Annotated in this window: 20 protein-coding genes and 1 pseudogene; 5 read left to right on the top strand and 16 right to left on the bottom strand. The window is 70.0% G+C overall.

All coding sequences use genetic code 11. The annotated features are described in order from the left end of the window. Window positions 1-16: 16 nt before the first annotated feature. From ACGF8B_RS07755 to ACGF8B_RS07710, 10 genes are all read right to left on the bottom strand, one after another. Complete coding sequence (locus tag ACGF8B_RS07755) at window positions 17-1,171, bottom strand: P1 family peptidase (protein ID WP_392735736.1); 1,155 nt, start codon at window positions 1,169-1,171, stop codon at window positions 17-19. An 11-nt stretch (window positions 1,172-1,182) separates the two neighbouring features. Next, entirely contained in the window at window positions 1,183-1,863 is a 681-nt protein-coding gene (locus ACGF8B_RS07750) for a 4'-phosphopantetheinyl transferase (RefSeq protein WP_392735734.1), read from the bottom strand. Between the two features lie 133 nt (window positions 1,864-1,996). Next, complete coding sequence (locus ACGF8B_RS07745; protein WP_392735732.1) at window positions 1,997-3,229, bottom strand: MFS transporter; 1,233 nt, start codon at window positions 3,227-3,229, stop codon at window positions 1,997-1,999. A 6-nt stretch (window positions 3,230-3,235) separates the two neighbouring features. Then, window positions 3,236-3,793, bottom strand: coding sequence for a GNAT family N-acetyltransferase (locus ACGF8B_RS07740; protein ID WP_392735730.1), 558 nt, complete (start codon window positions 3,791-3,793; stop codon window positions 3,236-3,238). Window positions 3,794-3,805: 12 nt separating this feature from the next. Then, window positions 3,806-4,975 carry a type III PLP-dependent enzyme gene (locus tag ACGF8B_RS07735; protein WP_392735728.1) on the bottom strand — a complete coding sequence of 390 codons (1,170 nt, stop codon included), beginning with the start codon at window positions 4,973-4,975 and terminating at the stop codon, window positions 3,806-3,808. A gap of 16 nt (window positions 4,976-4,991) precedes the next feature. Then, entirely contained in the window at window positions 4,992-6,413 is a 1,422-nt protein-coding gene (locus ACGF8B_RS07730) for a DUF6271 family protein (RefSeq protein ID WP_392735726.1), read from the bottom strand. Next, entirely contained in the window at window positions 6,395-7,459 is a 1,065-nt protein-coding gene (locus ACGF8B_RS07725) for a phytanoyl-CoA dioxygenase family protein (RefSeq protein ID WP_384762353.1), read from the bottom strand. The genes ACGF8B_RS07730 and ACGF8B_RS07725 overlap by 19 nt, the downstream gene beginning before the upstream one ends. A 292-nt stretch (window positions 7,460-7,751) precedes the next feature. Further along, entirely contained in the window at window positions 7,752-8,642 is an 891-nt protein-coding gene (locus ACGF8B_RS07720; RefSeq protein ID WP_392735724.1) for an ArsR/SmtB family transcription factor, read from the bottom strand. A gap of 337 nt (window positions 8,643-8,979) precedes the next feature. After that, window positions 8,980-9,840 carry a Gfo/Idh/MocA family protein gene (locus ACGF8B_RS07715; RefSeq protein WP_392735722.1) on the bottom strand — a complete coding sequence of 287 codons (861 nt, stop codon included), beginning with the start codon at window positions 9,838-9,840 and terminating at the stop codon, window positions 8,980-8,982. Window positions 9,841-10,060: 220 nt separating this feature from the next. After that, window positions 10,061-10,492 carry a hypothetical protein gene (locus ACGF8B_RS07710; protein ID WP_392735720.1) on the bottom strand — a complete coding sequence of 144 codons (432 nt, stop codon included), beginning with the start codon at window positions 10,490-10,492 and terminating at the stop codon, window positions 10,061-10,063. 104 nt (window positions 10,493-10,596) lie between these two features. Between ACGF8B_RS07710 and ACGF8B_RS07705 the strand changes: the two genes are divergently transcribed. Both ACGF8B_RS07705 and ACGF8B_RS07700 read left to right on the top strand, forming a co-directional pair. After that, window positions 10,597-11,583, top strand: coding sequence for a sensor histidine kinase (locus ACGF8B_RS07705; protein ID WP_392735718.1), 987 nt, complete (start codon window positions 10,597-10,599; stop codon window positions 11,581-11,583). Window positions 11,584-11,601: 18 nt separating this feature from the next. Next, window positions 11,602-12,213 carry a DNA-binding response regulator gene (locus tag ACGF8B_RS07700; protein WP_392735716.1) on the top strand — a complete coding sequence of 204 codons (612 nt, stop codon included), beginning with the start codon at window positions 11,602-11,604 and terminating at the stop codon, window positions 12,211-12,213. Between the two features lie 108 nt (window positions 12,214-12,321). Here the strand turns inward: ACGF8B_RS07700 and ACGF8B_RS07695 are convergent, their stop codons facing one another. Next, the gene (locus ACGF8B_RS07695; protein WP_392735714.1) at window positions 12,322-12,975 is read right to left on the bottom strand and encodes a LuxR C-terminal-related transcriptional regulator; all 654 of its coding nucleotides are present in this window, start codon (window positions 12,973-12,975) and stop codon (window positions 12,322-12,324) included. Further along, entirely contained in the window at window positions 12,963-14,129 is a 1,167-nt protein-coding gene (locus tag ACGF8B_RS07690; protein ID WP_392735712.1) for a histidine kinase, read from the bottom strand. Before ACGF8B_RS07690 ends, ACGF8B_RS07695 begins: the two co-directional genes overlap by 13 nt. A 179-nt stretch (window positions 14,130-14,308) precedes the next feature. Between ACGF8B_RS07690 and ACGF8B_RS07685 the strand changes: the two genes are divergently transcribed. Further along, a complete protein-coding gene (locus tag ACGF8B_RS07685; protein ID WP_266768893.1) occupies window positions 14,309-14,482 on the top strand; it encodes a hypothetical protein in 174 nt (57 codons plus the stop codon). A 161-nt stretch (window positions 14,483-14,643) separates the two neighbouring features. On the opposite strand, the gene ACGF8B_RS07680 is transcribed toward ACGF8B_RS07685, so the two are convergent. From ACGF8B_RS07680 to ACGF8B_RS07670, 3 genes and pseudogenes are all read right to left on the bottom strand, one after another. Further along, window positions 14,644-15,543, bottom strand: coding sequence for an agmatine deiminase family protein (locus ACGF8B_RS07680; protein WP_392736465.1), 900 nt, complete (start codon window positions 15,541-15,543; stop codon window positions 14,644-14,646). 76 nt (window positions 15,544-15,619) lie between these two features. Further along, window positions 15,620-16,537: pseudogene (locus ACGF8B_RS07675) on the bottom strand (ABC transporter permease); the annotation flags it as partial. A 152-nt stretch (window positions 16,538-16,689) separates the two neighbouring features. After that, window positions 16,690-17,841 carry an ABC transporter substrate-binding protein gene (locus ACGF8B_RS07670; RefSeq protein WP_392735710.1) on the bottom strand — a complete coding sequence of 384 codons (1,152 nt, stop codon included), beginning with the start codon at window positions 17,839-17,841 and terminating at the stop codon, window positions 16,690-16,692. Between ACGF8B_RS07670 and ACGF8B_RS07665 the strand changes: the two genes are divergently transcribed. Both ACGF8B_RS07665 and ACGF8B_RS07660 read left to right on the top strand, forming a co-directional pair. Beyond that, window positions 17,795-18,397, top strand: coding sequence for a TetR/AcrR family transcriptional regulator (locus ACGF8B_RS07665; protein ID WP_392736463.1), 603 nt, complete (start codon window positions 17,795-17,797; stop codon window positions 18,395-18,397). The two genes, ACGF8B_RS07670 and ACGF8B_RS07665, sit on opposite strands and share 47 nt — an antisense overlap. Before the next feature lie 109 nt (window positions 18,398-18,506). Further along, a complete protein-coding gene (locus ACGF8B_RS07660) occupies window positions 18,507-19,661 on the top strand; it encodes an agmatine deiminase family protein (protein ID WP_384768933.1) in 1,155 nt (384 codons plus the stop codon). Window positions 19,662-20,026: 365 nt separating this feature from the next. On the opposite strand, the gene ACGF8B_RS07655 is transcribed toward ACGF8B_RS07660, so the two are convergent. Then, window positions 20,027-20,677, bottom strand: coding sequence for a GPP34 family phosphoprotein (locus ACGF8B_RS07655; protein ID WP_363278713.1), 651 nt, complete (start codon window positions 20,675-20,677; stop codon window positions 20,027-20,029). Window positions 20,678-20,931 lie beyond the last annotated feature (254 nt).

The following is a 20,931-nucleotide window of genomic DNA, read 5'->3' as shown; positions in this document are numbered from 1 at the left end:
CCCCGGTCGGGTGGGGCTACGAGACGGCTCCGCGCGCCGTCAGGAGTTCGGCCACCCGGTCCAGCGGGAGCGCCGGGACGTGGTGGCCGGCCCGGCCGGTCATCGGCTGCGCGCCGGTGAGCACATTGAGCACCGCCTCCTCCACCGACTCGACCACCGCGCCGTAGAAGGGGTCCATCCGGCCCCAGGGCACAAAGCGCATCGACTCGTACGGAGCACTGCCGTCGTTCTCAGGGAACGTACTGGTCAGCGCGGACGGGTTGGCCGTGGAAAAGGCCAGGAACAGGTCTCCGGAGAAGTGGCTGCCGGTGGTGCCGGTACGGGCCAGGCCGAGCGTCACCCGGCGGGCCAGCGCCTTGCACTGACCCGGCAGCAGCGGTGCGTCGGTCGCCACCACCACGATCACCGAGCCCGCGCCGGGCGGCACCGAGCGCTCCTCGTCGGCCGCCGCCCGGGGAGTTGCCCGAGGGGCCGTCGACCCGGCCGGGCCGGCGAGCTCCCGGCCCACCGGCACACCGGCCACCACCAGTTCGCGCAGTGCGCCGAAGTTGGCCTGGACGAAGGCTCCGACGGTGTACCGGTCCTCGCCGTACTCCACGACGCGCGAGGCGGTGCCGGAGCCGCCCTTGAAGCCGTAGCAGCGCATGCCCGTCCCGCCGCCGACGCATCCTTCCTCGACCGGGCCGGAGGCCGCCGCCTCGATCGCCTCCGCCGCGTGGCGGGGCTCCACGGCCGGGCCGTGGATGTCGTTGAGGTGACCGTCCCAGGTCTCCGTGACGACCGGCAGCAGCCACTCCGGGGCCATGCCCCCGCAGTTGGCGCGGACCCACTCGACCACGCCCCGGTGCACCGGGCCGACCGCGTACGTATTGGTGATGACCACCGGAACGGCGAGCGAGCCGGTCTCCTCGATCCACGCGGTGCCGGTCATCTCGCCGTTGCCGTTGAACGAGTGCCAGCCGGCCGCGCAGGGGGTGCCCACACCGTCCCGGCCACGCGGCAGCAGCGCGGTCACTCCGGTGCGTACGTCGTCGCCGTCGACGAGGGTGACGTATCCGACCTCGACGCCGGGAACGTCGGTGATCGCGTTCCACCGCCCGGGCTCGCCGTTCAGGGAGATGCCCAACTCGCGTGCGCGCCCGCGCTCTTCGCCCGGGTGGTCTTCAGTCATGCGGACAGAGATTACGGTGCGGGGGTGTTCTCGACAACGATCGCGGTCAGCAGCAGACCGCCCTCGGACAGCCAGCGGCCGCTGAAGACCCCGGGGACCGCCGGCGCTCCCGTACCGGCCGCCGGCTCCAGGTCGGAGTTCAGGATCTCGGCACTGAAGCTGCCGTCCATGCGGAGCTCGATGTCGGCCTCCTCGAAGCCCAGCCAGCGGTGGGTGAGCGGGAACCAGGTCTTGTACACGGCCTCCTTCGCGCTGAACAGCAACCGGTCCCAGTTGATCCCCGGTTGTTCCAGGCACAGTTCGCGCTCGCGCCGCTGCTCCGTCGCCAGCGCGATGCTGCCGTGCACGTCGTCGGGTAGCGGCGCGTCGCACTCGGCGTCGATGCCGACGGAGCGCACGTCCGCCCGGTGGGCCACGACGGCGGCGCGGTAGCCGGTGCAGTGGGTCAGGCTCCCGACCGTGTTCTCCGGCCAGAGCGGGGCACCGCGCGCGCCCTTGAGGATGGGGACGGGAGATATGCCCAGCGATCCGAGGGCGAGGCGGGCGCAGTGACGCGTCGTGGCGAACTCCCCGCGGCGCTTGGGCACGAAGCCGCGGGTCAGCTCCTCCTCGGCGGGCAGGAGCACGGCATCGGGCAGGTCGGAGAACGCCTCTGCCACCGCTACCCGGGACGGTAGAATTTTCTCGATCATGATCTCCCCTTACCGGCTGGACAGCACCATCCTGCCTGGTGCCGGGAGCACACCCAACCGGCCGGGGTCACCGAGCCCCGAAGTGCCCGTGCTCACGTCCGGGGCTCAGCTCTCGGGGCTCGGTAACCGGGGCTCAGCTCTCTGGGCTCAGGACCCGGGGTTCCGACTCGGCAAGTCCCGGCCAGCGGATCCGTGTGGCGCACAGGGACACCAGGATCGCCGAGGCGGCGACGGCACCCATTCCCCAGACCAGGCTGCCCGCGCTCGCTATGAAGCCGATCAGCGCGGGCCCGGCCAGCAGGCCCGTCGTTCCCATGGCGGCCACCAGGGCCAGCGCGTCCGTGCCCTGTGCTGCCGCCGCCACATAGATGCAGGGCGTCACGGCCGCGACGCCCAGGCCGACGCAGGCGAACCCGATCAGGGTCGGCACCACCCCGCCGGCCAGCAGGGCGAGCGCCAGCCCGGTCCCGGCCACCACACCGCCGACGCGGACGATGCGCCCGTCGCCCCAGCGGCTGCGCCAGCCGTCGGCGAAGACGCGGGCCAGCACCATCATGACCGAGACCACCGCGATGCCCAGGGGCGCCAGTTCCGCCGCCGCGTCGACCACATCCTTCATGTAGAGGGCGGACCAGTCGTTCATGGCGCCTTCGGTGACCGTGCCGAACACCATCGCGAAGCCCATCCATATCGTCACGCGGGACGGCATGCTCAGCCTGCGGCGGCTCTTCTCCGGGACGGGATCCTCGGTGGGCGTACCGGCCTGGCTCTCGGCCGTGAACCCGGCCTGGGGCTGCTCGTCCTCGGTCAGCAGCCCCGACCTGGTCAGTCCGACCAGCAGGAGCAACAGGGCCGCGGCCACACCGAAGTGCACCGTGACGTCCGTGGTCAGCAGGTTCACACCGGAGGCGAGGAGCGCGGCGAACAGCGAACCGGCGCTGAAGGTCGCGTGCAGTCTGGCCATGGCGGTGCGCTGATAGGTGACTTCGAGCGCGGCGCCCTGAGCGTTCATCGCGACGTTCAGGGCGCCGACGGCGATCCCGTCGCAGCAGATGACGACGAGGGCGACCGGATAGTTGGGTGCTGCCGACAGTGCGAGCAGGAGCAGGCTCAGGGCCACGGCCGACAGGACCGCGAGCCGTCGTGAACCCATGCGCTTCATCAGTATCGCCACGAGGGGGAACGACGCGGCCGCGCCCGCGCCGCAGGCCATCAGCAGCAGGCCCAGTTCCGCCTCCGTCAGGTCCAGCCGGGTCTTGATGGCGGGGAGCCGTGATGCCCAGGTCGCGTACTGGAATCCGAGAGAACAGAACAATGCTGCGATCGCGAGCTGCGCTCGGCGGAATTGATCGGTAACGCCAGACATCGGCAATCAGCCCACTTCGTCTTCCAGAGCTGCCCGATGCGAGGACGCACGGGCGGGATTCGTTCTCCTGCTATGGGCGCCGGGCACCGCCCGGGACATGTACACCGCGTCCGCGCCATAACCCGTCGGGGGTGTGACCTCCCGATGGGCCCGGTATCCGTTCGCCGCCCAGAAGGTGTCGCTGCCGAGGACGGCGACCAGGGAGATTCCCTCGTACCCCTTCGCCCCCGCTGTTCCGGTGAAATGCCGCAACAGGCCTTTCGCCAGGCCCCTGCCGCGGAATTCCTCGGCGATGACGAGATCGTGCAGATGCAGATTGCGCGAGTGGAAGACCACGTCCTCCGTCCGGTTCAGGTCCGGATACTCGAACATCGGATAGGGCAGTGCCAGCAGATAGCCCACGGTCCGGTCCCCGTGGTCCAGTACGAAGCAGGTGGCGGGCGAGGCATCGGCCCGGGACTTCAGGGCCGCCCGGCCTTCCGAGAGTCCGGCGGCGGTGTACGCACCGGCCTCCAGCGCCGCGACGGCGTCCCAGTCACGCTCCGAGATACGGCGTATGCACACGTCACGACCCATCTATCCGCCCTCGACGCAGGTGTACGGAAGGGGATCGAAGCCGTTGAATCCCTGGGTCATGTAACCGGTGGCATAGGCACCGCTGGAGAGAATCCAGACCGGGTCTCCCGAGGCGGCGGACCGGGGCACGGAAACACGATTGTGCCGGTGGTCGTAGGCGTCGTCGCTGTCGCAGGTGGGGCCCGCGACAACGGCCCGGACGTGATCCGTGCCGGGGTTCGAGGGGAACAGCAGCCGGTACTGCAACTGATCCATTTCATAAAGGCCGTTGAATTTTCCGCAGCTCAGATAGAGCCAGTGTTCGCGTGCGCCGTCGATCTGTCTCCGGGAGGAGAGCCGGGACACATGTGCCCTGATCGCGCCGTGGTCGGCGACCAGATGACGGCCCGGTTCCATGACGAAGTCCAGCGGGCTTTCCGAAACCGACCCGAGGTGCTGGAGTCCTTCCCGGATCACCGCGAACATCTTGTCCAGCGGAGGGTCCAGCGGGACTCCCCGGCTGTCGAGATAGCCGGCGGCGGGCAGGCCGCCGCCGAGATTGATGTGGTCCGGGAAGATGCCCCGGAGGTTCAGGTCCGTGAGCACATCGGCGATGCGCTCGAAGGCGTCCTGCCAGGCCTCCGATGTCATCTGCTGCGAGCCGACGTGGACGGACAGTCCGGCCGGTGTCAGTCCGGCCGACCGGGCGGCCTCCATGACGACTACCGCGTCGGTCCCGGAGCAGCCGAACTTCCGGCTGAGGCCCCAGAGTGCGCCGTCGCCGGTGGTGGCCAGTCTGCAGAAGACCCGGGATCCGGCGGCGTGGGCCGCTGTCGCCGCCACGTCCTCCAGGCTGTCGGTCGCGAAGGTCCGCACGCCGAGGCGGTGGGCTTCGGCGATGTTCTCGTCGGACTTGATGGTGTTGCCGTAATGGATCCGGTCGGCCGGCACACCGGTCCGCAGGGCCTGCGCGATTTCGTTGGGGCTCGCCGCGTCGAATCCGGACCCCTTCTCCGCGAGCCGGGAAAGGACCTCGTCCACGGGGCAGGACTTCATGGCGAACCGGACGGAGATGCCGGGCAACTCCCGTAACAGTGAGTCGTATTGCGCTTCGATGCCCGCGAGATCGAAGACGATCCGGTCCTCGTCGGCGGCTTCCAGCGCGGCGCGTGTATGGGCGTTCAGACGCATGGTGATCCGGGCCCGTCTAGTGGCTCGACCGGTGGACGGCGGTGGATGTGACCGGCCGGTGGAGGGCGCCGGACGTGGCCGGTCCGTGGACGGCAGTGGATGCGGCCGGTCCGTGCACGGCGGCGGATGCGGCTGGTCCATGCACGGCGGTGGATCTGCTCGCCCGGACCAGGGAGTGCCAGACCTCGGTCAGCAGCGCGAAGTTCTCGATGTCCGCCTGGGCCTCTTCGAGCAGCTGTGGGCCTCGCGCCGCCAGAGTCTCGGCGAACTCGGCGTATCTGCCGCCCAGTCGGCGGTAGGAGCGCTCGATGACGTCCAGCCGGTGCACGTTCTCCTCGCGGTCCGCCCCGGCGCTCTGCCTCGCCAGCCCGGCCACCGTTTCCGGGCGTACGTGGAAGTCGTCGTCGAGCAGTGCGGCACCGGCCGCCGCCATCCGCTCGTAGATGAAGTTGAAGTAGAGCATCGACAGGAAGAACTTCGTGAACCGCAGCTGATAGGCCATGAATCCGGCGTCGGTGCGCCGCTCGGCCGTGTAGTGGTTCACGATGTTGCGGTTGTGCAGTACGCCGGGGAGTGTGCCGTCGTGCACCAGGTGCATCAGGAAGTAGTCGCTGCCGATGGTGTCGGTCGCGGGTGGCAGTGGCACCCGCTCGTACACCTCGTCCAGGAAGCTGATGTTGCACATGTCCACCCGCATGGGATCGACATGGGTCAGGGTCGAGTGGTCGCGGTCGAACGGGTCGGTGCCCGCTCCCCGGAAGGACTCCTCCACCAGTTCCCGCTTCTGCTCGTCCGGCCAGTGGCGAGGAGCCCACAGGCTGACGACGTCGTGGTAGGTGTCGTTGTCCAGCCGGGCTATCTCACCGATGTCCACCGAGAGTTCGCCCACGAAGGAGCTGCCCACCATCGCCACCGGCTTGGCCGTGTGTGCCGGGTCGAGCACCGTCTCGGACACACCGCCCGCCGCGTCGGCCGCTCTCTTCCCGAGCGAGGTCAGCTCATGGTGGATCGGAAAGACCGTCTCGCCGTTCAGAACCTGATACGTGCTGTCGGAGTCCCTGCGGTGCACCGAACGGCAGCCGAGCGCGGCGGCGATCAGGAACGCACGGTTGGTGCAGGCGCCGTAGGAGACGCCGGACGGGAGCATGAGGTCGAGCAGCAGATCCGGCTCGGCGGCACCGGAGCGCCGGATGGCCCGGCGCAGGAAGTCCCGCTGTTGTGTTTCGTCGAGGTGGTGCGTGATCACGTTCGGGGCCCGGCGTGCCTTGGCGACCACCTCGGCATGCTCGGTGAACGCGTCCTTTCCGGAGGAGTCCAGGATCAGCAGATGCACCTCGACACCGAAGTGGCCGGCCGCGTGGTCCGCCTCCTCGCCGATATCCGAAATCGCGGCGGCGCAGGGCCGGTTGGTCGGAAGTGTCAGGCAGATACGGCGCATGCCGGCTCCTCCTCCGACTCTTCGGGTTCCCGCTCGTTCCAGGAAGTCAGCCCCAGCAGCCGCTCGCCGAGGCCGTTCAGCGCGGCGGTGCCGTACCTGAGGGATTCGTGCCGGGTGGCGTCGCCGACCAGCGTCCTGTTCCAGTCCGGTGTGCTGAGCCGGCGCCACGAATCGATCCGGGACCGCCTCAGGTCTTCGTGCGATTCGAGCGCGGGCATCATGGAGAGGTACTGCACCGCGCGCACCCCGTTCTCCGAGGTGTTGCGTGCCACCCCGTGCGCGAGCAGCCCGTTCCAGATGAGCAGATCCCCGGCCCTCAACTCGGGCCGCACCACGGGGAATTCGCTCCGGTCGGCGTCCGGCCTGATCGGGTCGCGATCCGCCGGCTGAGCGATCTTCCACTCCTCGAACCGGCGGAACAGCTCGGGCGAGCACTGGAAACCGCCCAGCTCGGGCCGGGTGTCGTTGAGCGCGATGATCCCCTGGACCCGTTGCGGCAGAACGCCGAGCGTGGTGTCGACATCCCAGTGCAGCTCGATGTCGAAGCCCTTGTCCGTGGGCGCGATGAGCGCGCGGTCACGGTTCTTGATGTTGGGGGGATTGAGGTTGAGCCGGTCCAGCGTCACCCACAGCTCTTCGCAGTCCCAGACGTCGACGAACGCGTCGTACACGCGCCGGGCCTGCCGGCTGTCCCAGAGGAGCTGGTGGTGGTACGCCTCGACGAAGCCGTAGACATGCAGCTCCCGGTCCAGGTCGTTCCGGAACGTCCGGTCCTCGTACCAGCTCTCGGGCCGTGCCGGGTCGAGCCCCTGGAAGTCCCAGGTGAACTCCAGCAGGCGCCGTGCCGCCGCGGCGGGAATGGCCTCCCTGACGATGACGTACCCATAGGTCTGCCAGAAGTCGAAATCCTCCTGGGACAGCACCCGGAGCTCCTGCGACTTGCGGATGTCCCTCAGTGGCGTCTGCGTCAGATACGCCTCGCCGTCCGAGCTGAAGTAGGGGAGGTCCGAGGGGGCTCGATGCAGATACGGGGTGGGCGTCGGCATGCGGTCGCTCCAGGTTCGAAGTTCTCGGTGACTGAGCGGACCGGCCGCTCCCCCAGCGCATCCGGTCCGGGCACGTCACCGCGGTGGGTGCCGGGGAACGGCCTCGGCGCGGCCGCCGTGACCGGCGGGCGTCGGGCCGGGCCACGGGCCGGGCCCGAGCACTTCCCCACCTCGACCCTTGTCGACAGCAGTGGGGCGGACAAGCCTTTCGGTGTATGCCGAATCACCTCGGAGAGGGCTCCGCACCGGCCAATTGACCGACCGTCACTCCTGCGCGGCACCGCCGCCGGCCTCACTGGTTCATCAGGCACTGGGTGAGCGTGACACCCGAACGGTTCAGCTCGTACAGGACGCGGGTGCCGGCCCGGTGGCGTTGCACAACGCCTGCGGAGACGAGGGCCGAGAGGTGCTGCGAGACGGTGCTCGCGGCCAGTCCCAGTTGGTCGGCGAGTGCGGAGGTGGTGATCGGTACGGCCAGCTCGCGGACCACGGACGCACGCCCCCGGCCCAGCAGGATCGCCAGCCGGTCCTCGCGCGGGGGCTGCGTGGCACCGTCCCGTTCGCCACCGGTGTGCAGGAGTCCCGCTCCCCGCGCGGCGAAGGCGACCACGGTCCGCCCCGCGGCGGCCGACCACCAGTGGGTGCCGTCCGCGAAGAGCATCGGCACCGCGGTCACCCGGTCCGTGCCGTCCGTGTGCTCGACCGGGAGCCCGAGATCACGGAGCAGTGCCGCGCCCCCGCCCATCGCCAGGGTGCGCGAGCGGAAGAGGATCTCCTCCTCCAGACAGCGGGCCAGTCCGCCCCCGCGGGGCTCGATCGCGGTTCGCCAGAAGTTCGCCAGCTCCACGGCCAAGTAGCTCAGTTGCGTTTCCGGTTCGCGGATCAGAGCGGCGATCAGGGGATCGTCGAAGGCCTGCGGGTATTCGCGGGCCAGCTCGTCACGGACGAGCCCGGCAGGGGTGCGCGCCAGGCCGTCCAGCTCGTCCGCGACGTTCGCCCTCCGGGAGGTGACACCCCCGGTCAGGAACGAGGGAATGCGCCCGCGCGTCCGGGCCAGGGCGACCACCGACCTCAGCCGCGGCGTCAGCGCACCGTGCGCCTCGCGGGCCCAGGAGGAGTGGGGCCAGGGAACGTCGGGGCCGAACCGGACCAGCAGCGCGGCGGCCCCGAACGCCTGCCACAAATCACACAACGCAAGCCGTACATCAGATAATTGACGGTCCATCAGTTCTCCACGGCAGAAGCACGTGACGGTTCGAGCATGAACCCCGCCCATTCATTGTGGTCCAGACCAATGATGAATGAGCTTTCGGCAACCGTCCGGCGACTGTCAAGGATCTTGTGCCCCAGGTCACACCGGTATCACTCATGGCAAACCGACGCGCGCGTATCGTGATCCCGCCAGGCCAATTGCCGTACGGGGTACGCCTGCCGGACCGAATCCCTTCGCCTGCCGGCAACCCGCGCGGGCATCACGGCACACCCGCACCACCGGGGCCCTACGGTGCGGTGGACCCGGCTCAGCGGGCGTCGGCGGGCGCCTCGCGCAGGGCGGTGGCGACGGACTCCAGCACCTCGATGGGGCGCAGCAGGTCCCCGTAGCCGATCGGCGGCGTGCCCGTGCGCGCCATCTCCAGGAACGCTTCGAGGCCGGGTACGCAGTAGTCCGCACCCGGGGTGAGGGTCTGCTGCACCATGCTCTGCCGGGTGAACGTCATCGCGTGGAAGGGGATCTGGTCCGTGCTGCCCGGCCTGACGAGGTTCACGACGACGCGGGTGTCACCGGCGGTGAACGAGGCGACGACCGTGGTGCCGGTGATGTCGGTGCGTACGCCGGAGATCTCGCCGGGGGCGAGCCTGAGTGCGATGTCCACCGCGTGGATGCCGTAGAAGAAGATCCCGCCGTGGTCGCCGGCCGGATCGGCGGGCCCGGAGACGACGACCAGCTCCGGCTTCTCTCCTGCGGTCGAACGGGCCGCCAGCGCTTCGGTGCCGGGTAGCCACCGGAGTGCCGAGGAGGAGGTGAGCGGTGCGTTGTGGGCGCGTGCGGTGTCGATCATGGCCCGGGCGTCCGCGACGGTGCGGGCGAGTGGCTTGTCGACGAACACCGGAAGACCCTCGGTCAGAAAGGGGATCGCCTGGTCCCGGTGGCGTGCACCGTCCCGGTCCGCGACGACGACCGCGTCGACCAGCCCGATCAGGGCGGCGGGCTCGTCGACGATCTCCGCGATCCCGCCGGTGGCCGCCAGCGCGACATTTCGCCGACCGCGCCCACCGCTGAGCGCCACGACGCGCGCGTCGCCGGTCGCCCCGTCGCCGTTGAGGTGGCGCACGATCTGGTCGACATGGCTGTTGTCCGTGCCGACGATCCCGATGCGCATCCGGAGAGCTCCCCTTCGAGGTGACAGGTCTGTGGAATCACACCTTCCCGGGCGTGAGGGGCGCCCCTGCGCAGCGCAGCACCGAGTCTCCCACGGGGGACGAACGGGGCACGAGGCAGTGTCCCGGTCGAACTGCCCCCGTGACCGTTCCCATGCCCTGATGGCCCGTCCGGTACCTCGTGCCGACGCGGCCCGGATCGAGATCGTGACCCACTGGAGGTCACCGGCTGTCGTCGGCTCCGACATGGAACCTCGTCAGTGCAAAGAGGATCACCAGGTCGAGCGCCATGACGGGGATGGCCCACGCCGGGTAGTACGGAACGAACATGAACTGTGTGATCAGACTGATCCCCGCCGCAGCCACGCCGGCCCCACGGCCCCAGCTCCTGTTCGACAGGATCGCCAGGCCGGCGACGACGAGCGCCACACCGACCACGAGGTGGATCACGCCCCAGGCCGTGAGATCGAACCGGTAGGCGTACCGGGTCGAGACGGCGAACAGGTTGTCCTCTGCGATACCGGACGCGCCCACGAGAATGCTGAGCGGCCCGCTGAGCATCAGCAGGGCCCCGGCCGTCTGGGACGCACCGTCGATCTTCGCGCTGCCGGACCCCCGGTGCCCCGGCGGCGTCTTGTTCGGGATCGCTGTCATGGCCGCAGCCTTCCTGTACAGCATGGCCACGGCCGCCCACCGTCCGGCCCGGTGCCCGAAATGGGTCAATCTTCGTTCTCCAGCTGAGGCATTCGAGCGCCGCCGTGCGCAGGGCTCCCGTCCTTCAGCGGAGCCTGACGCTCGGAGCCCAGACGCTGTTGACCTATCTGCCGATCGCGGCCTTCCACTCGCAGTGGGGCGCCATGGCCGGTTTCCTGGCGGGCTCGCTGCTGCTCCTGTTGCCGAGCCGGTGGGCCTGGCCGGCGTACGGCCTGGTCGGACTGAGCATGCTGATCCCGCCGACCCTGGACAACCTCTCCGTCCAGGAGACCGTCTACCTGGCGCAGTCGACCCTGCTGACCGGCCTGGTGGTCTACGGACTGTCCCGCATGGCGGCGCTCATCCAGGCACTGCACGACACCCGCAGCCAGCTCGCGGGCCTGGCGGTGGCCAAGGAACGGCTGCGCTTCGCCCGCGACCTCCACGACCTGCTGGGCTACAGCCTTTCGGCCATCACGCTGAAGGGCGAGCTGATCCACCGCCTGATCCCCTCCAATCCGCGGCGCGCCCTTGAGGAGGTCAGCGACGTACTCATCATCTCCCGCCAGTCGCTGGCCGATGTGCGCGTGGTCTCCAGCGGCCTGCGCAGCATGTCCCTGGAGCAGGAGATGCGTTCGGCCCAGTCCCTGCTGGAGGCCGCGGACGTCAAGGTACGGGTGGACATCCGGCTGGGCACGCTCGACCAGCGGGTCGACTCCGTACTGGCCGCCGTACTGCACGAGGCCGTGACCAATCTGCTGCGGCATTCGCGGGCCGGTACCTACGCCATGGCGGCGGCCCAGGACGGCGACCGGGTGCGGCTGTCCGTGTCCAACGACGGTGTGGATCCCTCGTACCGAGATGTGTCACCCCACAGCGGCAGTGGTCTGGGCAATCTGCGGGAGCGGTTGCAGTCCGCCTCCGGCGTGCTGACGATCACCCGCGGCCCGGGCGGCACCTTTGAACTGGTCGCGGAAGCACCGGCGCGACCACCACGCAGATTCGCCGACCCCGACGACGCCGAGTTCGGCGCCCAGGACCACGCCGCCTGACCCGGGAGAACCTTCATCATGACGATCCGCATCCTGCTGGCCGAAGACATGAACATGGTGCGCGGCGCCCTGGTCGCCCTGCTGAACCTGGAGGACGACCTTGAGGTCGTCTGCGAGGTCGAGCGCGGCGACGAGATCCTCGACGGCGCCCTCCTGCACAAGCCGGACGTCGCCGTCATCGACGTCGACCTCCCCGGCATCGACGGGCTGACCGCCGCCGAGCGGCTGCGCAAGCAGCTCCCGGAGTGCCGCGCGCTGATCCTCACCAGCCTCGGCCGTCCCGGGGCACTGCGCAGGGCACTCGCCGCGCAGGTGTCCGGCTTCCTGCTCAAGGACGCGCCTCCCCAGGAACTGGCCGCCGCCGTGAGGAACGTGGCCGCCGGGAAGCGGGTGATCGACTCCCAGCTCGCCCTCTCCGCGTGGAACAGTACGGAGAGCCCGCTGACCACCCGCGAGACCGAGGTCCTGCGACTGGCGGCGGACGGCCTGGAGCCTGTCGAAATAGCCGGACATCTCCAACTCTCCCTCGGCACCGTCCGCAGTTACCTCACCACCGCGGTGACCAAGCTCAACGCCCGGAACCGGGTGGACGCCATCAAGATCGCGCGTGACGCCGACTGGTTGCTGTAGCGCAGTTGCCGCCGTCGCTGCAACGGACACTCGTCAGGTCCGAGTACGAGTATGGGGCCGGGCTTCAGCCGACGGTACCTCGCGGCTCATATGTCTGGCATGAATCTTTCACGTGTGGAATCGCTTGTTCAGGTAGGCGAGGACCGCCAGGACCCGGCGGTGTCCGCTGTCGCTCGGTGGCAGGCCGAGCTTGTTGAACACATTGCCGATGTGCTTGCTCACCGACCGTTCCGTGACCACCAGTTGGGCCGCGATCGTGGCGTTGTCCCTGCCCTCCGCCATCAGCTGGAGCACCTCGCGCTCGCGCCGGGTCAGTGAGTCGATCGGGTCGTCCCTGCGTTTCGCGAGGAGCTCCGCCACCACCTCCGGGTCCAGCGCGGTGCCGCCCGAGGAGACCCGCTCCAGGGCGTCGAGGAACTCGTCCACCCGGCCGACCCGGTCCTTGAGCAGATATCCCACGCCACTCGCCCCGCCGCCCAGCAGTTCGGTGGCGTAGGTCTCCTCGACGTACTGCGAGAGCACGAGCACGGGCAGTCCCGGGATCTCCGCGCGCGCGGCGAGCGCCGCGCGCAGCCCCTCGTCCCGGAACCCCGGCGGCATCCGCACGTCCAGTACGGCCACGTCCGGTCGGTGCTCCAGCAGGGCGGGCAGCACTTCCGGGCCACTGGACGCGACCGCCGCCACCTCGTGCCCGGCGGAGGTGAGGAGCAGTACGAGCCCCTCACGCAACAGAGCGTTGTCCTCTGCGATCACCACACGCACGGAAGCTCCACTTCGATCGCGGTCGGCCCCCCGACGGGGCTCGACACCTGCACGATGCCGTCGAGCGCGGCGATCCGCCGCCGCATGCCGAGCAGCCCACTGCCGCCGCTCTCATCGGCTCCGCCGCAGCCCTCGTCGCACACCGAGATCCTCAACGAGCCGGGGGTACGCAGTAGTTCCACCCTGGCCCGGCGGGATCCACTGTGCTTGGCGGCGTTGGTCAGCGCCTCCGCGACCGAGAAGTACGCCGCCGCTTCGACCGCGGCCGGTGCGCGCGCGCCGCCCTCCACACCGTCGTCGGTCACCTCGACCTCCAGACCGCTGCCGGCGGCGAGCGCCCGTACCGCACCGACGAGCCCGCGGTCGGTCAGGATCGGCGGATGGATGCCGCGCACCACGTGCCGCAGTTCGGTGAGGGCCTCCTCCACCTGGTCCTGCGCATCGTCGAGCAGCTTGCGGGCTGTGTCGGGACTGTTGTCGTACGCCCTGCGCGCCAGCCCCACCCGCATCGACAGCGCCACCAGGCGGGCCTGCGTACCGTCGTGCAAGTCGCGTTCGATCCGCCGCAGTTCGGCGCCGTGGGCCGCCATGGCATCCGCTCGGGTGGCCGTCAACTCCTCTACACGGTCCGCGAGTTCGGCACTGCGCCGGGCGTCGGGCGAGAGGTCCAGCAGGGAGCGGGTCCAGGCGGCGTCCAAGTCGGCGAGCCGGCCGAGAAGCGGCAGCACCACGGCCCGGTGCCCCAGCACCCAGCACCAGACGCCGTCCACCAGAATGGCGAAGATCCACACGAGCAGCGAGGCGTACGCCAGCAGCCAGCCGTAGAGCAAGTGGGCCGCCAGCCACCTCAGATCGCGGTACGTCCCGGGGTCCTTGACCGCCGTACGCACCCGAACGGGGAGGTCACCGACGAGCGGTACGTACGCCTCGGGGACCTCCTCCCCCGTCCAGTTCGCGACCTCGCGCCGTTTGGCTCCGGCGAGCCGGCGCAGCAGCAGGACCGTTTCGGGCAGGACGCCCGCGCCGATCACCAGCACGGTGACGGTCACGGTGAACCCCAGCAAGGGCAGGAACAGGAACGAGGCCAGGGCCAGGCCGGCCGATCTCAGCAGGTGCCGCGTCGCCCGCCATGCGAGCCAGAGCCTCTCTCTCATGGCCATCAGATTAGGTGACCAGCAGGACATGCGAAGGTGTGTGCGCCACCCGGAGCCGTGGTGTAGCGGACTACACCACGGGTCCGGTAGGACGCCCCCTCGATCTGCCGCCCCGCGAACTGGCATCGTGGTTTCCGCAAGGGGCATCGGCCCCCCACCGCTCGATGGAAGGAACGGTCATGAAGGCCCTGCTCTGGATCCTGCTCGTGGCAACCGTCGCCGCAAATGTCTCCACCAGCTTCGCCTTCGACGGCGGCAAGCAGGTCGCCATCAGCGTCAGCACCGGTACCGTCGCCATCGCCTCGGCCGTGGGTCTCTTCCTGATGCGCAACAAGCGCGCGAAGGCGTCCTGACACCACGGTGCGAACGGTCGCGGTGCAACCGGTCGCGGTACGCGCTGCCGCCCGCTCCGGGCCCGGCGCACAGCGCACCTTCTTCCCGCAGCCCGGGCAGTGCCCTGCCCCCGGGGGCAGGGCACTGTTCCAGAGGCAGGGATTCCGCGCTCCGTTCGCGCCTACGGCACGGGCTGTTGCTGGGTGACGCAGTGGATGCCGCCGCCTCCCGCGCCCAGCCGGTCGATGTTCAGCTGCTCGACGGTGCGGCCGGGATGGAGCCGGGCCAGTACGCCCTTCGCCGCCGCGTCCGCCGCGGCATCACCGAACTGGCCGCAGACGACGGCGCCGTTGCACAGGTAGTAGCTGGCGTAGGAGGCCAGGAAGTCCGGGTCGGTGGACCGGATCCTGTCGTAGTCCGGGCCCTGGAGTTTCATCACGTCCATCGGCCGGCCGGTGGCGGTCGTCGACGCGGTGAGGACGCGGTGCTGTTGGCGCGCGTCCTTGGCGTACGCGTCGTTGTCCGACGCGAGCGGCATCTGGACGAGTGCCTCGCCCTCGGCGAGGAAGCGTGAGGTGGCGTCGACGTGGTCGTCGGTGATGTCCTGCCCGTACACGCCGTCGAACCAGATGACCTCGGACGCGCTGGGCAGGTAGGCGATGGCGAGGGCGATCACCGGGGCGAGCAGGCCCTCTCCGTACACCGAGATGATGAGGATCGCGAGCAGCATGCCGGGGAAGGCGAAGACCAGTTCGGTGCTGCGGGAGAGCAGGGAGTCCAGCCGGCCTCCGCGCCAGGCCGCGGCGGTGCCGACGGCGACCCCGGCCAGGGTGGAGAACGCGACCACCTCCAGCGGCCCGAGCAGCGAGGTCCTCGCGCCGAGCAGCAGCCGGGAGAGGGTGTCACGGCCGGCGGCGTCCACGCCGAGCGGATGGTCGGCGGAGGTGCCTGCCAGCGCACTGCCCAGATCGACGACGTTGGGATCGTGCGGCACCAGCCAGGGTGCGAGCACCGCGGCGGTGACGACGAGGACCACCAGGGCCAGGCAGATCAGGTGGAGCGGTGAGCCGGCGGCGCGGATCCCGGACAGGCCGGGCCGGCGGGTGGGTACGGCGGTCGTGCGGCGGCCCCCTGGTACCGAGCGTGAGCCGCGGGTCGGCCAGCGGCAGCAGCAGGTCGACGACGAGGTTCACGGCCATGAACAGGGCGACGACGATCAGCGCGATGGCCTGGACGGTCGGGAAGTCCTTGGTGGTGGTGGAGAGTTCGAGAAGCTGGCCTATGCCGCCGACGCTGAAGGCGGTCTCGACGAGGATCGTGCAGACCAGGAGCGTGGAGACGACCAGGCCGCCGGTGGTCAGGATGATGCCGAGCGAGTTGCGGAACGCATGACGGCGGATCACCTGGCGTTCGGGGACGCCCCTGCTGCGGGCCACGGTGACGTGTTCGCTGTCGAGTGCTTCGAGCATGGCCGAGCGGGTGACCCGGGTGAGCATGCCGATCAGGTAGAGGGCGAGTGCGACGGCGGGCAGCGTCAGGTGCCGGAGCATGTCGACGGGACCGTCGCCCGAGCCGCCGCTGGGGAACCAGCCCAGGCGCACGGCGAACAGACCTTGCAGCAGCACGGCCGCGACGAAGGAGGGGGTCGCGACGGCGAACGTCGTGGCCACCAGGACTGCGGAGTCGGTCGCCCCACCACGTACGGCGGCCAGTCCGCCCAGGAACAGCCCGACGAGCACCACCACGGTCAGCGACATCGCGATCAGCAGCAAGGTGGTGGGGAGCCGGTCGGCCAGCAGGCGGGACACATCGGTGCGGTAGGTGATGGACCGCCCGAAGTCGCCCTGCAGGACGTTCCCGAGCCAGGCGAAGTACCGTACGGCGAACGGATCGTCCAGGTGGTACTGGGAGTTGATGGCGGCGAGGGCTTCGGGCGAGGCCGAGCGGCCGGAGAGCAGGAAACTCGCCGGGCTGCCGGGCGCCAGGTACATCGCACCGAAGACCACGAACGAGGCCGCGAACAGGGTGGCGGCCATCTCGGCCGTCCGCCGCACCGCGAATACGACGAAGCTCATTCGACGGCCCCCACTTCGGCGGCCCACGGCTGGTACATGTACGAGATGGTCGTGGGGGCGCCGGTGATCCTCTTGTTGAGGAAGAGGGCGGTGGGCCATTCGGCCACCGGGATCCACAACAGGCTCCGCGCGGCGCGCCGGTGGGCCTCCGCCTAGATCGCCAGCCGCCGCTTCGGATCGTCCACGGCACCGGCCCGGTCGACGAGTTCGTCGTACGTCTTGTCGCTGTGCCCGGCGAAGTTCAGGTAGGAGCCGGTCCTGAAGTTCGTCAGGACGTCCAGCGGATCGGTGATCGAGTCGTAGTACGTGAGCGGGAACATGTCGATGCCCTTACGGGCTCCGGGGTCGGTGAACAGCGCGGTGAACGCGTTGGGCGCGATGGACTTGAGCCGGATGTCCAGGCCGATCCGGGTTCCGGCCGCCTGGACGGCGGTGGCGAGGAGCGAGACGTCCTGGCCGATGGAACTGGTGGCGACGGTCAGGGTCTTGCCGGTGGCGCCCGCCTCCTTGACCAGCGCCTCGGCCCGCGCGATGTCCGGGGCCGCGGGGCGCATGCCCTCGAAGGCCCGCTTCCTGGTCCGCTCCGGCGCGTCAGCCCAGGCGGCACGGGTGGTGAGCGTGCCGGTGGGGGTGCCGGCGCCGCCGAGGCCGACCTGGACGAAGCCGGAGCGGTCGAGGGCCGGCGAGAGGGCACGCCGTACGCGGAGATCGGCGAGCGGGCCCCGCATGTTCGTGATGGCGACATTGACCGTGCTGAGGCCCTCGCCGAAGTACAGCTCGCCGACGCCGCTGCCGCGTAGCCGGGTGTAGCTCTCGGTGGGGATGAGATAGCTGCCGTCGGCCTCCCCGCTCAGCAGGGCGTTGGTCCTGGCCGAGACGTCGGGCAGGAAGCGGAACACCGCCTTGCCCGACCTGGCCCGGCGTCCCCAGTAGCCGTCGAAGCGGTCGAGCTCGATGGACTGGCCCTTGCGCCAGGTGCCGAGTTCGAACGGTCCGGTGCAGGCGAGGCCGCCCGAGGTCCCGTAGTCCTTTCCGGCCGCCTCGACGCCGTCCCTGGAGGCCACCGCTCCGGCGGCGGTCGCCATGTACTGGGGGAACTGCGAGTCGGGTTTCCTCAGCTCGACGGTGACCTGGAGCGGACCCGTCTTCCTGACGGAGGCGACGTTCTGGAAGGTCTGCGCCCACGCGGCGGCGTTGTCCGGGTCCCGCTGCCGGTCCAGGCTGAACACCACGTCGTCGGCGGTCATCGTCCCGCCGCTGTGGAAGCGCAGGACGGCCATCCTGGAAGCGGCGGCCAGAGTCATCGCCCGACGTGGGGTCCGGGGCCTGCGGGTGCCCGAGGTCGCCGCCGAAGCCGGCGTCTCCACCGCGCTCGCCTACTACCACTTCAAGGACCGCGCAGGCATCCTGCACCGGACGCTGGAGTTCATCAGCGACCGGGCCGAGCGCTGCACCGTGGACCGACCGGCCCGGGAGTACGACAACGACCCCCACCACGACCTCGAACGCTCCCTCCTGCTGGAGTTCCAGGACCGGCCCGAAGTGCGCGAGAACAGCATCGCCTGGGGCGAGTTGCAGGCCACAGCGGTCTTCGACCCCGAGCTTCGCGCCGCACTGGCCGGGGCCCGCCTGATCTGGATCGGCGAACTGACCAGCACCCTCGCCCGCATCCGGCCGGCCGCTCCCGCCCCCGCACTCACCGAGTCCGCCGAACGGCTCACCGCCGCCCTGGAGGGCCTCAGTACACGCTGGCTGAGCGGACTGCTGTCCACGGGCCACGCCCGCGAACTGATGCGGGACGCCATAGCCATGGAACTCCCCGGTCGACCAGCCCCACACCACCATCTTCTCTTTGACTGACTTTTCAGTTAGTGCCACAGTGGACGAACGAACGGGGAAGCCCCCACTCACCGAGCGCCCCCGCACCCCGGCAGCTAGCTTGGCCCCATCACACTCATCGGAGCTCACCGTGCCCCACCATCTCCCCTCCCGCCGTTCGGCCCTCCGCTCGATCGCCGGGATCGGTGCCGCGGTCCTGGGCGCCTCGTCCTGCGGCCCCGGCGAGTCGGCGACCGGGCCGAGCGGCACCGGCAACGAGGACGCGATGACGAAGGGACGGCGAATGGGCGCCGAGTGGGAGAGCCACGCACGCACCTTCATGTCGTGGCCCGCCCTGGAGTCGGTGTGGGGTGAGGATCTCCGGTACGTGCGCGAGGACATCGCCCGCATCGCCCGCGCCGTCGCGGAGTACGAGTACGTCGTGATGCTGGCCAGGCCCGACCAGCAGAAGGCCGCCCAGAAGGCGTGCGGCCGCGACGTCGAGGTCGTTCCGCTCGCCGTCGACGACCTGTGGGCCCGCGACACGGTGCCCGTGTTCGTGGAGGACGACGGCAAGGTCACCGGCATCGACTTCAACTTCAACGGCTGGGGCAACAAGCAGCAGCACACCAACGACGCCCGGGTGGGCCGCACCCTCCTGACCGCGTACGACATCCCCCGCAGCAAGGCCCCACTGATCGCCGAGGGCGGCTCCTTCGAGACCGACGGCGAGGGCACCCTCCTCATCACCGAGAGCTCGATCGTCAACGACAACCGCAACCCCGGCAAGAGCCGGGACCGGATCGAGGCGGAACTCAAGCAGACCCTGGGCATCAAGAAGGTCATCTGGCTGGCCGGCGTACGCGGCCAGGACATCACCGACGCCCACGTGGACAGCCTCGTACGCTTCACCGCCCCCGGCGTGGTGCTCCTGGACAGGGCCCACCCCGACACCCCCGCCGACTCCTGGTCACGCGCGGCCGACCAGGCGAAGTCCGTACTGAGCAGGGCGACGGACGCCAAGGGCCGCCCCTTCGAGATCATCGACCTCCCCCAGCCCGACCTGTACGAGATCACCGGCGAGGGCGACGACTTCGTGTCGACCTACGCCAACTTCTACGTGGCCAACGATTCGGTCTTCATCCCCGGGTTCGGCGACCGGAAGTCCGACAAGCGGGCCAAGAGCATCCTGCGGGAGCACTTTCCCGGGCGTGACATCGTCCAGATCAACATCGACACCATCGCCTCCGGAGGCGGCGGCATCCACTGCTCCACACATGACGAACCGGGCAAGCCGGTCGACTGACCCCCGCCCCGCGGAGCAGCCGCTTCCACGATGCGGGCCCGGCCGGAACAGGTCTCGGCGGGACCGCCGAGACCGATCGTCTTCGGCCGGGACCGACCGCGGGTCCGGTGCCCTGGCAAGACCCGGTGCACCTCCTGGCGTTCGGCTCCAGTGCCGGACTCGCAGTCGAGGCACATGCGAGCCGTGCGCTCTCGGTGCGTCGATCGACGAGTCCGGCCGAGCAGCCAGGGATCCGCAATCACCGCTCACGCCCCCGGATCGCCCGGCCCCTCACACCGTCGGCCATCGGCATCAGCGGTCGGTTCATGACACCGGGAAGGTGGCCAACGCGGCCGGATCTCCGTATGGGCCGGGCACACGGCCCGTCAGACACCTCGCCAGATGTTGTCGAAGGCCGCCTGTTCCACATCCCGCCGCTGCCGTACGGCCGCAAGCTCCAACTCCGCGTCGCCGACCGCGGCCAGCACCGCCTCCACGCCGTCCGGCAGGTCCACGGACTCAGCGGAGCCATCAGAGCCACCGAAGCCGTCGGAGCCGTCGGAGCCGTCGGCGGATTCGTCATGAATCAGTACGGCTGCCACCAGAGCGGTGAGCACGGGCTCCTCCGCCGTCAGCCGGCCGGCCGCACGACGACGCTCGGGCGAATCGACGAGTGTGGGCTCACTGCCCGCCCGGAACGGCAGCCTGCGGCCTCGCTGCCGGGTGAGCAGCCCCTCCTCCTCCAGAGCGGCCTGGTAGGCCGAGAACAAGTCGCGTCCCCGCCGCCACAGCCAGTCGTCCACGGACTCGTACGGCTCCTCCCGTACCAGCACCGAGGCGGCGGCCCGCAACAGCGCGTCGTCGGGCGCGTCCACGCCGGCCGGCACGATGTGGTCGCCGTCCAGTTCTGCGGCCCCGGCGTCGACCAGGTCGATCAGTTCGGCTCCCGCGAGCCCGAGCGACAGCTCGCCCTGGCCCGGCGGCCGGCCGGATGCCGGGTCCAGGGCTACGAACATCAGGTCACGCGGTGTGGTCATGCTCAGCTCCTGCTGTCTGCGGGCGCGGACCGGGACGGCCGACAGGGCCCGATGTGGTCGCAGAACGGTGCGTTGCGGGTGGCCCCGCAGCCACACAGTACGGCCCGGGTCTCCTGCCGCGCTGGATCGTGAACGCGAACCCCTGCCGGGACGGACGGGTCGCCGGTGCGCCCTCTTCTCGCACGACGTGCCGCCGAAAGGCACCACGTCTTTCCGCTGCCCCGCCCGGGCACTGCCGAGGCGCGCGACTCCCA

Source organism: Streptomyces sp. NPDC047917, from assembly GCF_043204345.1.
In the GTDB taxonomy this organism is placed as follows: domain Bacteria; phylum Actinomycetota; class Actinomycetes; order Streptomycetales; family Streptomycetaceae; genus Streptomyces; species Streptomyces sanglieri.
This window is presented reverse-complemented; position numbering and strand designations above follow the sequence as displayed.